This window comes from Rhizobium sp. BK176 (assembly GCF_024808055.1).
The window spans coordinates 1-14,860 of record NZ_JANUBV010000023.1 but is presented as its reverse complement, the minus strand read 5'-3'; the positions used below and the strand labels follow the sequence as shown (position 1 = coordinate 14,860).

The window sequence follows — 14,860 nt, the reverse complement described above, 5'->3', positions numbered from 1 at the left end:
GGACAACGTCCGGACGGGCGCTCACGGAGCGGGAGGAAGCGAAGCGGTCTGGCGGGCAACATCGGGATGAGCGGCCTTGAAGGGCGTCAGCGCACTGCAGGCTTCGGCGATCTTTTCGATACGCGGGAAAGCTGAAATGTCGAGGCCCCAGCGGCGGGCGTTGTAGACTTGCGGCACCAGACAGAGGTCGGCCATGGTCGGCTCGTCTCCGACGCAGAAGCGACCCGTCCGTGGATCGTCGAGCATTCGATCGAGCCCGCGAAGCCCGTTCCCGATGAACTTTTTCATCCATTGGCCTCGCGCATCCTCGTCGCCTGTGAGACGCACGACATGTGCTGCGACATGCAGATTGCATATAGGATGAACGTCCATTGCGACAGCGTAGGACAGCGCCCTCACCCGCTGCCGTTTTTCGGGGGTATCGGGCAGCAAACGCGCGTCCGGTCGGGTCTCTGCAAGGTATTCGATGATCGAAAGCGATTGGGTCAGTGTTTGCCCGTCGATGCTAAGGCTGGGGACCAGCCCTTGCGGGTTGACGTCGAGGTAGGTTTCGGTCTTGTGCGCAAAGGCAAGCAGATCGATCGGTACGGTCCGGTAGGCAAGCCCCAGGAGTTCGAGTGCGATCCGAACCCGGTAGCAGGCCGAGGAGCGCCAGTAGTCGTAAAGGACGATCTCTGTCATGGTTGCTGCTCCAGAGTTTGACGCTGCACCGTTTGCTCGATCGCACCGAAGATCGATGCGCCGCTCATGTCGGTCATTTCGATACGAACGGTATCACCGAATTTCAGAAAGGGCGTGGCCGGCCGACCAAGGCGGATGGTCTCGATCATCCGGATCTCGGCGATGCAGGAATATCCATCACCACCTTCGGAAATCGACATACCGGGCCCACCGTCCTTCTTGTTGGAAACGGTGCCCGAGCCGATGATCGAGCCCGCCGACAGCGCACGTGTCCTGGCGGCATGCGAGACCAGTTTTGCGAAGTCGAACGTCATATCAATGCCGGCATTGGCGCGACCGAAAAGTCTCCCGTTGACGCTGACGAGAAGAGGAAGGTGGACCTTTCCGTCCTTCCAGGTGTCGCCGAGTTCATCCGGCGTCACTGCGACTGGCGAAAAGGCCGATGCGGGTTTTGATTGAAAGAAACCGAATCCCTTGGCGAGTTCATCCGGGATGAGGTGGCGCAGCGAAACGTCGTTGGCGAGCATGACGAGCCGGATTGCGCTGAGTGCCTGATCGGGCGCAGCCCCCATCGGGACGTCGTCGACGATCACCGCAACCTCGCCCTCCATGTCGATGCCGTGGCCTTCATCGCAGGCAACGATCGGATCGCAAGGGCCGAGAAAACTGTCAGAGCCGCCCTGGTACATCAGCGGGTCGGTCCAGAATGTCGACGGCATGGCTGCATTGCGTGCTTTTCTGACCAGTTCGACATGATTGACGTAGGCCGATCCGTCGGCCCATTGATAGGCGCGCGGCAACGGTGAGTGCACGTGCCTCGCATCAAAGGCTTCGGATGGCGCGGTGCCCTCCTCCAGCCGTTCTGCCAGTTGGGCCAGCTGGGGCGCGGCCGTCATCCAGTCATCAAGTGCAGCCTGCATCGTGCGGGCGACCTCGCCCGCGTCACTATAGCGCCTCAGGTCACGTGTGACGATGATCAGCCGGCCGTCGCGGGAGCCATCCTTGAGTGTGGCAAGCTTCATGGGATCAGTCCGTGATTCATGGCTTGATGCCGGGGGTTCCGTCGAAGCGCCGCTCGAGCCCCTCCCAGCAATCGATGTAGTCATCCTGGAGGGTCTCCAGTTCCGCTGCATATCGGGTTAATTGCTGTGGAAAACGGGTTTCGAACATAAAGGCCATCGTGTGATCGAGCTTGACCGGTTTCAGTTGGCTGTTTGAGGCCTTTTCGTATCCAGAGGCGTCAGGACCATGCGGCAGCATCATGTTGTGCAGGCTCATGCCACCCGGCACGAAACCCTTTTCCTTGGCATCGTATTGCCCATGGATCAGGCCCATGAACTCACTCATGATGTTGCGATGATACCAGGGTGGTCGGAACGTATGCTCGGCCACCATCCAACGCGGCGGGAAGATCACAAAATCGACATTTGCGGTTCCCTCTTCGCCGCTGGGCGCCGTAAGCACAGTGAAGATCGAGGGGTCCGGGTGGTCGAAGAGAATGGCTCCTACCGGCGAGAAGGTCTTCAGATCATATTTGAACGGCGTGTAGTTGCCATGCCAGGCAACGACGTCCAGCGGCGAATGTCCGATCTCCGTCACGTAGAACTTGCCGCACCATTTCACATGGACGCGGCACGCCGCCTCCTTGTCCTCGAAGGCGGCGACGGGCGTCTTGAAATCCCGGGCATTCGCCAGGCAGTTGGCACCGATTGGACCGCGATCCGGCATGGTGAACTTCGCACCGTAGTTTTCGCAGATGTAGCCCCGCCACTCCGATCCCTGTCCGAGAGTGGTCACCTTGAACATCATTCCACGGGGGATGAGGCAGATTTCGGTTGGCTCGACCTCCATGATGCCCATCTCCGTGAAGACCTGGATTGTCCCGACCTGCGGAACGATGAGGAGCTCGCCATCGGCATTGAACGCATAGTCGTCGATCATGTCGTCCTTGAAAGCGTAGGCATGTGCGGCCATGCCGACCTGGGTCATGATGTCGCCGGCTGCCGTCATCGTCCTGATGCCAGCAAGAAAATCGGTGTGCCCGGCGGGGATCGGGATAGGATCCCACCTGAGCTGGCCAAGCGGCAACGCGTGGTCATCAAGGCAGGGCGCGGACTTCCAGAACGGATAGCGTTCATTATCGAAGCGCCGCGTGTGACGCACGCTCGGCCTGATCCGATAGAGCCAGGAGCGCTCATTTGTTCCTCGAGGCGCAGTAAATGGCGAGCCGGAAAGCTGTTCAGCATAAAGACCGTAGTTGCATTTCTGCGGGCTGTTCTGGCCCTGGGGCAAAGCGCCTGGCAACGCCTCGGTCTCGAAATCGTTGCCGAAGCCGGGCATGTAGTCCAGCTCGCTCGTTCCAGCCTGTGCACGGGATCGCGGTGCGTCGGTCGTGTCCATGCTTGCATCTCCTCCACTCATATAGTTACAAACGTAACCGTCGATTTTGTAACTATCAAGGAGCGGCCATGGCGGGTGAATTCGAGCTCGACGGTTTCATTCCCTACCGACTCAACCGCGCGTCGGAACTGATAAGTCTTTCGTTTGCGCGCCAATACAAGTTGGAGTTCGATCTGACGCGGCCTGAATGGCGCACGCTGGCCGCACTCGGCAGTGTCGGCGTGATGACGGCGACGGAAATCGGTGCACATTCGCACATGCATAAGACCAAGGTCAGTCGTGCCGTCCGCGCACTCGAGGAGCGGCATTGGCTAAAACGCATTCCGAGCGAAACCGACAGACGTTTCGAGCAGATCGCGCTCACGTCGCAAGGGCAGCAACACTATCGAAAGATTACCCTGCTGGCCCGCAAGTATCAGGAGACGGTGCGAATGACGCTTGGCGAGGAGGCCATCCGGCACCTCGAACTTGCGCTTTCGGCAATCGAGACCTCTGCCGGGCTGCACCGTAGATCCAGGTGAGCTACGCTACGCTCCGCCGAGGGGATAGCCTTGGAAGTTCTTTAACGTGTCGAGCACGATCGAGGTTTTCACATGCTGGACGGATTCATGCGGCAGCAGCACCTCGTTGACGAAGCGTGAAAGACCCGAGAGCCCGCGGGTCGCGATCTTCAGGTGATAGTCCATCTCGCCAGTCAGCGCATAGGCTTCGAGAACCTCGGGAAGACCGTTCACCAATTGCGCGAACCGCCGGGCGTTGTCGCGATTGTGGGTCGCCAGCGTGACCGAAATGACGACGAGCAGGTTGAGCCCGAGCTTGTCCGGATCGAGGTTTGCCTGATAGCCGCGAATGAAGCCTTCGGCTTCCAATCGCGTTCGTCGCCGCGAGCATTGGGAAGCCGACAGGGCGATGCGTTCGGACAGTTCCATATTGGTCAACCGTCCGTCGTTCTGAAGCTCGGCGAGGATTTTGAGGTCAAATCCATCCAGCTGCTCAGACATTGTATAATCCGCCGCTCTTGTGCATGTTTCGTGCGCATATTTTGCAAATTGCACTCACAATGCAAGTACATTGCACGAAAGAAAGCCCATAATTTGCATCAAATGGCTACTGCCGCAGGAGGAGCAAATGGGCCCGTATCCACACGACGCACCGCCGTCAAAAATCACCGCGGACAATCCCGCCGGAACGGATGGATTCGAATTCGTCGAGTTCGCGCACCCGCAGCCCGAGAAACTGGCCGAACTGTTCACCCGTATGGGCTATCGGCCGGTCGCAAAGCACAAGAGCAAGGACATCACCGTCTGGCGCCAGGGCGACATCAACTACATCGTCAATGCCGAACCGGATAGCCACGCCATGCGCTTCGTCGACGATCACGGCCCTTGCGCGCCGTCGATGGCGTGGCGCGTCGTCGATGCCAGGCATGCCTTCGATCATGCCGTTGCCAAGGGTGCGACACCTTACGAGGGCAACGACAAGACCCTCGATGTGCCGGCGATCGTCGGTATCGGTGGGTCGCTTCTCTATTTTGTCGAGCGCCACGGGAAGAAAGGCTCGGCTTATGATCTGGAGTTCGATTGGCTCGGAGAACGTGATCCGCGCCCCGACGGTGTCGGTTTCTTCTATCTCGACCACCTGACCCATAATGTCTATCGCGGCAACATGGACAAATGGTGGGATTTCTACCGCGAACTCTTCAATTTCAAGCAGATCCACTTCTTCAATATCGACGGCCGCATCACCGGCCTGATGAGCCGTGCGATCACCTCGCCCTGCGGCAAGATTCGCATTCCGTTGAATGAATCGAAGGACGAGACCAGCCAGATCGAGGAGTATTTGAGGAAGTACAGGGGGGAAGGCATCCAGCACATCGCTGTCGGCACCAATGCCATCTACGAGGCCACCGACAACCTTGCCGAGAATGGCCTACGCTTCATGCCCGGCCCGCCCGAAACCTACTACGACATGTCCGTCGAACGCGTTGCAGGCCATGACGAACCGCTACATCGGATGCGCAAGCACGGCATCCTGATTGACGGCGAAGGCGTACTCGATGGCGGCACGACAAAGATCCTGCTGCAGATCTTCTCGAAGACCGTGATCGGCCCGATCTTCTTCGAATTCATCCAGCGCAAAGGCGACGAAGGTTTCGGCGAGGGCAACTTCCGGGCGCTCTTCGAATCCATCGAAGCCGACCAGATTCGCCGCGGCGTCATCAAACCGGCCGCCGCCTAGCGACCGACGCAAACTGCAAATCAGTGGCCGTCGGGGGCAACAGCTTCCGGCGGCACTGTTTCGAGCAGGTTCTTGCGATGAAAGATGAACAGACCGGCGACAACGATGATCGTGCCTCCCGTGATCACATAGAGATCCGGAACATCGCCGAAGAACAGATATCCGAGCGCGATCGCCCAGATCAGCAAACTATATTGCAACGGTGCCAGCAGCGACGCCGGGGCGAGCTTTAGCGAACGCGTGATCAGGAGGTGGGCGCAGGAGGCAACGACACCGAGGGCCAGCATGCCGCCGAGTTCGACCGGCGAAGTGGGCTGCCAGGCGCCGATCGAAAGCACCGCACCGACGATGAGGGCGGCGATCATCTGCCAGGTTACCAGCGTGGTGTCGCTGGTATTGCGGAGATATCGGTTCAGCACCAGCGCCATCGAAAACGAAAGGCTGCCGACAATGCCGAAAAGCGAGGGTAGCGACAGCATCGCCGAGGATGGACGTAGCGCGATCACCACGCCGCAGAAGCCGACAAAGACTGCGAGCCAACGGCGCCAGCCGATCCGCTCGTTGAGGAAGAAGTGCGAGAGCGCGGCGACATAGATCGGCCCCGCCATGTAGAAAGTCATGACATCGGCGAGCGGCAGATAGGCGACGGCGGCATAGAACAGGCCGACATCGAGCGTGGCCAAAAGCACGCGCAGAAACTGCAACCCCTTCTGCTCTACCCTGAAAAGCTGGGCAGGGCCTTGCCTCGCGATCAGCGGCCCAAGGATGATGAAGCATCCGAGCGAGCGGATGAGCAGCACCTGCCCGACCGAAAAGCTCGTCACCAGCCACTTACCCATCGCGTCGTTGAGGGCGAAGAGAAAGTCTCCGAGCAGCATCAGGACGACGCCCATCAACACGAGGTTCTTGAGGCCCGTCGCGGTAGATTGTGGCTGCATAGTCGGAATTCCCGTCACCCATCGCTGCCTTGCTGCAGCAGGTGGGGCCGTCGCGTATATCGACCGGAGTGTCAAGCCGAGGCAGCGGCTATTCCGTCTTGCCCCGCAGCATTTCGATGATTGCGGAGAAATCGCGTCCGCCATTCCCCTGCTTCTCGAAAAGAGCATAGAGCTGCGACGCTTCGGCGCCGAGCGGTGTGGAAGCACCGGTCGATAGCGCCGCCTCTTGTGACAGGCGCAGGTCCTTCAGCATCAGCGCCGCGGCAAAACCCGGCTTATAGTCGTTGTTCGCCGGTGAGGTCGGGACGGGGCCCGGGACCGGGCAATAGGTGCTGATCGACCAGCATTGCCCCGACGAGGTCGAGGCGACATCGAACAATGCCTGATGCGAAAGGCCGAGTTTTTCACCGAGCGCGAAGGCCTCGCAGACACCGATCATCGAGATGCCGAGGATCATGTTGTTGCAGATCTTGGCCGCCTGCCCGGCGCCTGCCTCCCCGCAATGGACGATCTTCTTGCCCATCGCTTCCAGGATCGGCTTTGCCTTTGCGAAAGCCTCGGCAGAACCTCCGGCCATAAAGGTCAGCGTGCCCGCTGCCGCACCACCTGTGCCTCCGGAAACGGGCGCATCGAGAGAAAGGCACCCGGCGCTGACTGCCATCTCATGGGCCTTGCGAGCGCTGTCGACGTCGATCGTGGAGCTATCGATGATAAGCGTACCGACGGGGATCGAGCGAAGGATATCCGTCCATGCACTGAGCACATGCTTACCCTGTGGCAACATCGTCACAACGATCTCGGCGCCCGAAACCGCCTGACTGATGTGGCTTGCCGCCTTCACGCCGTGTTCTTCCGCGGCTTGCAGGACAGGCGCGGCCAGGTCGAAGCCGGTGACCTCATGGCCCGCCTTGACGAGGTTGGCGGCCATCGGCCCACCCATGTTGCCAAGGCCGATGAAAGCGATCGTTGCCATGCCGTTCTCCTATCTGTTGTCTTCCAGGATCATTGCCGCCGCCTTTTCGGCGATCATGATCGTCGGCGAATTCGTGTTGCCCGACGTAATCGTCGGCATCACCGAGGCGTCTGCGATCCGAAACTTCGCCAGCCCCCTGAACCTCAGGCGCGGATCGACGACGCTTTCGCGATCGGCGCCCATCCGGCAAGTTCCGACGGGATGAAAGATCGTCGTGCCGATGTCGCCGGCGGCCTGCGCCAGTTCTGCGTCCGTGTGGTAGTTCGGGCCAGGTTTGAATTCCTCCGGGTGGAACCGCGCGAATGAAGGCTGCGCGACGATCCTCCGTGTCAGGCGTATCGAACGGATAGCTATGTCGCGATCGCGTTCGGTCGAGAGATAATTGGGACTGATTGTCGGCTGGGCGGCAAAATCCGGGCTCGTCACGTGTACCGAGCCGCGGCTCTCCGGCCTCAGATTGCAGACGCTTGCAGTGATCGCCGGGAACGGATGGACCGGATCGCCGAACTTGTCGAGCGACACCGGCTGCACGTGATACTGCAGATCGGGTGTTTCCTTATCGGGGCCGGAGCGGGTGAAGACGCCGAGCTGGCTTGGTGCCATGGCCATCGGGCCAGAGCGCCTGACAAGGTACTCCAGACCGATCGCCGCCTTGCCGATCAGCCTCGTCGCCTTCTCGTTGAGGGTTGGAACGCCGGTCACCTTGTAAGCCAGGCGCAGTTGCAGGTGATCTTGCAGGTTTTCGCCAATGCTCCTCACCTCCTTGACGACGTCTATGCCCGCATTTTTGAGCACCTCACCGCGGCCAACTCCCGACAGTTCCAGAATGTGCGGGGACCCAATCGCGCCCGCCGCAAGGATCGTCTCCCTTGCCGCGTAGGCACGTTTGGTGCTGCCACCATAGTTATAGTCAACACCGCTGACTGCGCCCTCCTCGATCACCAGCTTTGATACCTGGGCCTTTGTCAAAACGGTCAGGTTGCCACGCCGTATCGCCGGACGCAGAAAGGCTTTGGCGGTGTTCCAGCGAATGCCGGATCGCTGGTTGACGTCGAAATAGCCTGATCCCTCGTTGTTGCCGGTATTGAAATCCGGGCTCTGCGGAATGCCAGCCTCCTTGGCGGCGGCCTGAAAGGCGTCGAGCACGGCCCAGCGGACGCGGGCTTTCTCGACGCGCCACTCCCCGCCCGCACCGTGCAGTTCACTCTCGCCGCGATAGTGGTCTTCCGATTTGCGGAAAAACGGCAACACATCGTCCCAACTCCAGCCGGCGCATCCCATCTGTCGCCAGAGATCATAGTCGCGTGCCTGGCCGCGCATGTAGATCATGCCGTTGATCGAGGAGCAGCCACCGAGCACCTTGCCACGCGGATAGTTGAGCACTCGTCCATTCAGTCCATCTTGTGGCGCGGTCGTGAAACACCAGTCCGTGCGCGGGTTGTTGATGCAGTAGAGATAGCCGACAGGAATGTGGATCCAGTGGTAATTGTCGCTGCCGCCGGCCTCCAGCAAAAGAACGCGTGTGTTGCGATCCTCGGACAGCCGGTTGGCGAGCACGCAGCCGGCGCTGCCGGCACCGATGATGATGTAGTCGAAGCGATCCATGTAATTGCCACCCCGCAGGTTAGCGGCGGTAGACGAAGCCGAGCTTCCGACCGAGGCGCGACGCATAGAATTCACCGATGATGCCGCGGCGGAAGATCAGCACGCAAATCATGAACACGACACCCGTGATGATCGTCACCGGGAATTCCGATGTCGCCAGGTAGTTTTCCAGCGTGACCACCAGGCCTGCGCCAAACAGCGGGCCGATCAGCGTGCCGATGCCGCCGAGCAGCGTCATCAGGATCACCTCACCCGACATCTGCCAGGCGACATCGGTCAGGGTCGCGAACTGGAAGACCAGCGACTTCACCGCGCCCGCCAGCCCTGCAAGCGCCGCCGACATCACGAAGGCGCCAAGCTTGTAGCGGGCGACGGAATATCCGAGCGATATTGCCCGCTGCTCGTTCTCGCGGATCGATTTCAGGATCATTCCGAACGGCGAGTTGATGAAGCGCCAGATGATGAGGATACCGACGACGAAGACGGCCAGCACGAAGTAATACATGTTGGTGGAGCTGTTGAGATCGAGGAGACCGAACAGCTGGCCGCGTGGGACGGACTGGATTCCGTCCTCGCCATGGGTGAACTCCGACTGCAGGCAGAAGAAGAAGAACATCTGCGACAGGGCGAGCGTAATCATCGCGAAATAGATGCCTTGTCGACGGATTGCGAAGAACCCCATGACGAGACCGAGGACCGCGGCACCCGCGACGCCGACGAGAATGCCGAGCTCAGGCGAAAATCCCCACTCCTTCACGGCATGAGCCGTAAAATAGGCCGCGCCGCCGAAGAAGGTCGCGTGGCCGAACGACAGGAGCCCGGTGTAGCCGAGCAGGAGGTTGAAGGCGCAGGCAAACAGAGCGAAGCACAGGAGCTTCATCAGGAAGATCGGATAGAAGAAGAACGGTGCCAACAAGAGGAGCAGCAGCCCGATGATCAGGAAGGCCGTCTGCACCGAAAGGGCGGTCCGGCTCTTTTCCGTCCTGATGGTTTCGGTGATCTCTGTCATCGTCATGCATCCCGGCCGAAGAGGCCCGCGGGCCTGATGAGAAGAACGATTGCCATGATGACGAAGATCACGATGTTGGACGCCTCCGGATAGAAGACCTTGGTCAGGCCTTCGGCAATGCCGAGTACATAGCCCGTAATGATCGCACCCATGATCGAGCCCATCCCACCGACCACGACGACGGCGAAAACGACGATGATCATGCTGGATCCCATCAGCGGCGACACCTGATAGATGGGTGCGGCCAAGACCCCGGCAAAGGCGGCAAGCCCCGCCCCAAGAGCGTAGGTCAATGTCAGCAGAACCGGCACGTTGACACCGAATGCCTGAACGAGCGTCGCATTCTCGGTGGCGGCTCTGAGATAAGCGCCGAGCTTCGTTTTCTCGATCAAAAGCCAGGTGCCAAGGCACACTACCAGCGACACGACGACGACCCAGCCGCGATAGATCGGCAGGAACATGAAGCCGAGGTTGACTGCGCCGGCCAAAACGGGGGGCTGCGCGTAAGGCTGTCCCGATGAGCCATAGAGGTAACGGAATGTCCCCTCGACAGCCAGGGCAAGGCCGAAGGTGAAAAGCAAGCCATAGAGCGGATCGAGGTCATAGAGCCGTCGAAGGAACAAGCGCTCGATCACCGCACCCGCCAGTCCAACGATGACCGGTGCCAGGATCAGCGACGGCCAATAGCCGATGCCGCCATAAGCAAGCAGAAGATAGGCGGCAAAGGCGCCGAGCATATATTGCGCGCCGTGTGCGAAGTTGATGACACGCAGCAGGCCGAAGATGATGGCAAGACCGAGGCTCAAAAGGGCATAGAAAGAACCGTTGATCAGCCCGATCAGCAACTGACCCATGAACGCCTGCAGGGGAATGCCGAAGATCATCGTCATCAGATCACACTCCCAGAACCTTATGCAGTGTATCCATTCGCTCCGGCAGCTCACCCACCGGGAATTCCGACACCATCTGTCCGTGGTCCATAAGATAGAAGCGATCGGCGATCTTGCTAGCGAAGCGGAAATTCTGTTCGACGAGCAGGATGGTCATGCCGCGCTCCTTCAATTGCTTCAGCACCTCGCCGATGCGCTGGACGATAACCGGCGCCAGGCCCTCGGTCGGCTCGTCGAGCAACAGCATGCGAACGCCGGTGCGCAGGATGCGCGCGATCGAAAGCATCTGCTGCTCGCCGCCCGACAGTTTCGTGCCCGGACTGTTGCGCCGCTCGTAGAGGTTCGGGAACAGCTCGTAGATCTCGTCGACCGCCATGCCACCCGAGGCCACCACGGGCGGCAGCAGCAGATTTTCGGACACTGTCAACGTCGAGAATATGCCCCTTTCCTCCGGCACGAAGCCGAGGCCCCGATGCGCCGTTTTGTGTAGGGGCACTTGCATCATGTCTACGCCGGCGAAGGTCAGCTTGCCCCTGCGGGCGCGTACGATGCCGGTGATGGTGCGCAGCGTCGTCGTCTTTCCGACGCCGTTGCGCCCAAGGATGGTCACCGTCTCACCCTCGCCGACCCGCATGTCGACGCCGTGCAGGATGTGGCTTTCGCCGTACCAGGCATTGAGCCCCTCAGCCTCCAGCAGTGCCGCCATTAGCCCTCCTCCGTGCCCATATAGGCCTGGCGCACCCGCGCATCGGAACTGACCGTTGCATAGTCGCCCTCGGCGAGAATTTCTCCTCTTTGCAGCACTGTCACGTGCTGGCAGATGTTGGCGACGACAGACAGATTGTGTTCGACCATGAGGACGGCGCGGTCGCGCGCCACATCGCGGATGAGTGCCGATACCACGCCGACATCCTCGTGGCCCATGCCCGCCATCGGCTCGTCGAGCAAAAGCACCCTCGGATCAAGTGCAAGCGTCGTCGCGATCTCAAGGACGCGTTTGCGGCCATAGGAAAGATCCGCCGCGATCGCGTCGCGCTCCTTGGAGAGGCCGACCCTCGCCAGCAACTGTTCGGCGCGGTCGTTCAACGCGTCGAGCGCAGACAGCGGGCGCCAGAACTGTGTCGACAGGTTGTTGGGCCGTTGCAGCGCCACGCGCACATTGTCGAGCACGCTCAGATGCGGGAAGACCGCGGAGATCTGGAACGATCGCACCAGTCCCATACGCGCCACCTTGTCCGGTGCCGTTTTGGTGATGTCCGTGCCCATCAGTGTGATGGTGCCTGATGTCGGCTGCAGGAACTTCGTCAGCAGGTTGAAGACGGTCGTCTTGCCAGCGCCATTGGGGCCGATCAGCGCATGGACGCTCGCGTCGTGGACATCGAGATCGACATTTTTGACGGCACTAAAGCCGCCGAAGTCGCGGCGCAGGCCGCGGGCGGAAAGAACCACCCGCGGTGTTGCGCTCGATTGATGTGCGGAAACCGCCATGGGTTCAATTCGTCACGGTGCAACCGCTTTTGGCGGGATCGATATAGGCTTCCTTGCCAGGAATTGTTGCGAGAACGTTGAAGTAGTCCCATGGCTCCTTGCTGTCGGCCGGCTTCTTGACCTGCAGCAGGTACATATCGTGGATCATGCGACCGTTCGGGCCGACAGTGCCGCCGCGACCAAAGACATCGTCAACCGGCAACTCGTGCAGTTGCTTGGCAACGGCGTCGGTGTCATCGGTGCCCGCCTTGTCGATGGCCTTGAGATACTGGAGGACGGCGGAATAGGTGCCCGCGTGGATCATGTTCGGCATCTTGCCGGTGCGGGCAAAAAACTTCTTGCCGAATTCGCGGCTCTTGTCATCGAGGTTCCAGTAGTAGCCCTCCGTCAGGGTCAGGCCCTGCGCCGCGTCCAGGCCGAGGCCGTGAACTTCAGCCAAGGTGAAGAGCAGAGCGGCCAGGTGCTGCCCACCCTGGGTGATGCCGAACTCGGCGGCCTGTTTGATCGCGTTGGAGGTATCGAGACCGGCATTGGCAAGGCCGATGACCTTGGCGCCCGAGGACTGAGCTTGCAGCAGGAACGAGGAGAAATCCTGGTTCGACAGCGGATGGCGGACGGAGCCGACCACCTTGCCGCCGTTTGCCTTGACGAAGTCACTCGTCTGCTGTTCCAGCGAATAGCCGAAAGCGTAGTCGGCGGTGAGGAAGAACCAGCTGTCGCCGCCCTGCTTGACGAGCGCGCCACCGGTGCCGACGGCAAGAGCGTGTGTGTCATAGGCCCAGTGGAAACCGTAGGGCGAGCAAGCCTTGCCGGTCAGATCGGTCGTGGCCGCGCCGGTGACGATGTCGATCTTCTTCTTCTCCTTCGCAATCGCCTGAACTGCGAGCGCGACCGACGACGTGGTCAATTCCATGATCGCGTCGACCTGCTCGGTGTCGTACCACTGGCGGGCAATGTTGGACGCGATATCGGGCTTGTTCTGGTGGTCGGCATCAACGATCTCGACGGGCACGCCGAGCACTTTACCGCCGAAATCCTCGACCGCCATTTTGGCTGCTTCAACGGAGGACTTGCCGCCGAAGTCGGCGTAGACGCCGGACTGGTCGTTCAGGATCCCGATCTTTACCTTGCCGTCGGATGCACCATCGGCGAGTACCGCGGTACTGCTTGCAAGCAGAAATGCCAGGCACGCAATGAGACTCTTTCGCATATTTCTCTCCTCCCAGAGATTGACCAGAATGCCGTTCTGTTCAGATTTGGCCAGCCGCTCTCCTCAAAAGCCGCCGGCGCGTGCCTTACGATCATGGAATTGCACCGATCAGGCAAGGCCGCTTTACAACCAATTCCAAACAGTATCTGTTCATTTTTGAACAGAACTATTGCTTTACCGCGCCACCGACCCAATGAATGCAGATCGTTAGGGCGCTTTTGTTGGAACTTAGGGCGGCGCGGGCTGCGGCGCATTAGACGAAAGACCAATATCAGCGGCCAATGCCACGGCCGACGGGGGCAGCATGAACAATTCACCGCAATTCACCTGGGATGACCTGCAGTTCTTTCTGGCGGTGGCCCGAACCGGCCAGCTGTCGACTGCCGCGCGGCAATTGCGCACCAGTCACGCGACCGTCTCACGCCGCATCGATCGGCTGGAATTCGCGCTCAAGGTCAAGCTCTTCGAGCGCAACCCGCGAGGCTACGTGATGACGGCGATGGGTGCGCGCTTCGTCGAGACCGCCGAGAAGATGGAGCAGGAGACCGAACGGCTGCGCGCCGACCTGATCGACGGCGCAATGACGCAGCGCGGTGTGGTGCGGCTCAGCGCACCGGAGGGTTTCTCGAACTTCTTCTTTGCGCGCGTGCTGCCGAAGTTCGTCGCGCGCCATCCGAACCTGTCGCTCGAGCTGGTGACGATCCAGCAGATCATGTCGCTGTCGCGCAAGGAGGCCGACATCACCGTCGTGCTCGATGAGCCGAAGGGCGGACCTTATTTCTCCGACAAGCTCACCGACTACCATCTTCAGCTCTACGGCTCGCGGGACTATCTGCAAAGGAGCGCGCCGATTACCTGCCGCGACGATCTGCTGGAGCATCCCTTCATCAGCTACATCGAGGAGATGATCTTTGCGCCCGGCCTCGACTATCTTGGCGACGTGCATCCGCGCATCAAGCCGCAGTTCCAGAGTTCCAGCATCTTTGCGCAGCTGACGGCGACCAGAAACGGGCTTGGACTGTGTGTGCTTCCCTATTTCTTCGCCAGCCGCTATCCCGAACTCGAACGGGTGCTTCCCGACGAGGTCGATCTCAGGCGGCACTACTGGATCACATGCCATCGTGATCTTCGCCAGTCGCCGAGGGTTCGGGCGGTGATCGACTTCCTGCGCGAGGCGGTGGCTGGCGACGATGTCAGGTTCATTCCGCCTTGGGCCAAGCGTTAGATCGACGTTGAAATCGTCCGGCGAGTTGACCCTTCCAGACTGCGGGTCTATGCCCGAAGGATAGTCGCGCCGGCAGGCGAACGAGGAGGAACGACCATGCAGCATACCCGCGAGATCTTCGACTGGGCCGATCCGTTCCGGCTGGTGGAGCAGCTGACGGACGAGGAGCGCATGGTGCAGGAGACTGCACACGCCTATGCGCA

General features: G+C 60.3%; 15 protein-coding genes. 3 read left to right on the top strand and 12 right to left on the bottom strand.

What is annotated here, in order from left to right:
- Positions 1-21: 21 nt before the first annotated feature.
- Genes maiA through hmgA form a run of 3 tightly spaced genes read right to left on the bottom strand, consistent with a single transcriptional unit; the run spans position 22 to position 3,081 of the window.
- Positions 22-681, bottom strand: a complete 660-nt coding sequence (gene maiA / locus FHT76_RS35025) for a maleylacetoacetate isomerase (protein ID WP_183758084.1) — start codon at positions 679-681, stop codon at positions 22-24.
- Positions 678-1,703: a fumarylacetoacetate hydrolase family protein gene (locus FHT76_RS35020; protein ID WP_183758083.1), complete on the bottom strand. Its 1,026-nt coding sequence runs from the start codon at positions 1,701-1,703 to the stop codon at positions 678-680. The genes maiA and FHT76_RS35020 overlap by 4 nt, the downstream gene beginning before the upstream one ends.
- Before the next feature lie 16 nt (positions 1,704-1,719).
- Positions 1,720-3,081 carry a homogentisate 1,2-dioxygenase gene (hmgA, locus tag FHT76_RS35015; protein WP_183758081.1) on the bottom strand — a complete coding sequence of 454 codons (1,362 nt, stop codon included), beginning with the start codon at positions 3,079-3,081 and terminating at the stop codon, positions 1,720-1,722.
- 68 nt (positions 3,082-3,149) lie between these two features.
- On the opposite strand from hmgA, the gene FHT76_RS35010 reads away from it, so the two are divergent.
- The gene (locus FHT76_RS35010; RefSeq protein WP_183758079.1) at positions 3,150-3,602 is read left to right on the top strand and encodes a MarR family winged helix-turn-helix transcriptional regulator; all 453 of its coding nucleotides are present in this window, start codon (positions 3,150-3,152) and stop codon (positions 3,600-3,602) included.
- A gap of 6 nt (positions 3,603-3,608) precedes the next feature.
- Here FHT76_RS35010 and FHT76_RS35005 read toward each other — a convergent pair whose 3' ends face one another.
- Positions 3,609-4,082, bottom strand: a complete 474-nt coding sequence (locus FHT76_RS35005; RefSeq protein ID WP_183758077.1) for an Lrp/AsnC family transcriptional regulator — start codon at positions 4,080-4,082, stop codon at positions 3,609-3,611.
- Between the two features lie 127 nt (positions 4,083-4,209).
- Here FHT76_RS35005 and hppD point away from each other — a divergent pair, with 127 nt between their 5' ends.
- The gene (gene hppD / locus FHT76_RS35000) at positions 4,210-5,319 is read left to right on the top strand and encodes a 4-hydroxyphenylpyruvate dioxygenase (protein WP_183758075.1); all 1,110 of its coding nucleotides are present in this window, start codon (positions 4,210-4,212) and stop codon (positions 5,317-5,319) included.
- 20 nt (positions 5,320-5,339) lie between these two features.
- On the opposite strand, the gene FHT76_RS34995 is transcribed toward hppD, so the two are convergent.
- The 8 genes from FHT76_RS34995 to FHT76_RS34960 form a co-directional block, all read right to left on the bottom strand.
- The gene (locus tag FHT76_RS34995) at positions 5,340-6,257 is read right to left on the bottom strand and encodes a DMT family transporter (protein WP_183758073.1); all 918 of its coding nucleotides are present in this window, start codon (positions 6,255-6,257) and stop codon (positions 5,340-5,342) included.
- 88 nt (positions 6,258-6,345) lie between these two features.
- Positions 6,346-7,230, bottom strand: a complete 885-nt coding sequence (gene mmsB, locus FHT76_RS34990; RefSeq protein WP_183758071.1) for a 3-hydroxyisobutyrate dehydrogenase — start codon at positions 7,228-7,230, stop codon at positions 6,346-6,348.
- 9 nt (positions 7,231-7,239) lie between these two features.
- Entirely contained in the window at positions 7,240-8,835 is a 1,596-nt protein-coding gene (locus FHT76_RS34985; protein WP_183758069.1) for a GMC family oxidoreductase, read from the bottom strand.
- 19 nt (positions 8,836-8,854) lie between these two features.
- Positions 8,855-9,844, bottom strand: coding sequence for a branched-chain amino acid ABC transporter permease (locus FHT76_RS34980; protein WP_183758067.1), 990 nt, complete (start codon positions 9,842-9,844; stop codon positions 8,855-8,857).
- 2 nt (positions 9,845-9,846) lie between these two features.
- Positions 9,847-10,734: a branched-chain amino acid ABC transporter permease gene (locus tag FHT76_RS34975; protein WP_016557637.1), complete on the bottom strand. Its 888-nt coding sequence runs from the start codon at positions 10,732-10,734 to the stop codon at positions 9,847-9,849.
- Positions 10,735-10,738: 4 nt separating this feature from the next.
- Positions 10,739-11,440, bottom strand: coding sequence for an ABC transporter ATP-binding protein (locus tag FHT76_RS34970; RefSeq protein ID WP_183758065.1), 702 nt, complete (start codon positions 11,438-11,440; stop codon positions 10,739-10,741).
- Positions 11,440-12,222, bottom strand: coding sequence for an ABC transporter ATP-binding protein (locus FHT76_RS34965; RefSeq protein WP_183758063.1), 783 nt, complete (start codon positions 12,220-12,222; stop codon positions 11,440-11,442). Before FHT76_RS34965 ends, FHT76_RS34970 begins: the two co-directional genes overlap by 1 nt.
- 4 nt (positions 12,223-12,226) lie before the next feature.
- Positions 12,227-13,432, bottom strand: coding sequence for an ABC transporter substrate-binding protein (locus FHT76_RS34960; protein WP_183758061.1), 1,206 nt, complete (start codon positions 13,430-13,432; stop codon positions 12,227-12,229).
- A gap of 304 nt (positions 13,433-13,736) precedes the next feature.
- On the opposite strand from FHT76_RS34960, the gene FHT76_RS34955 reads away from it, so the two are divergent.
- Positions 13,737-14,657, top strand: coding sequence for a LysR family transcriptional regulator (locus FHT76_RS34955; protein ID WP_183758059.1), 921 nt, complete (start codon positions 13,737-13,739; stop codon positions 14,655-14,657).
- Positions 14,658-14,860 lie beyond the last annotated feature (203 nt).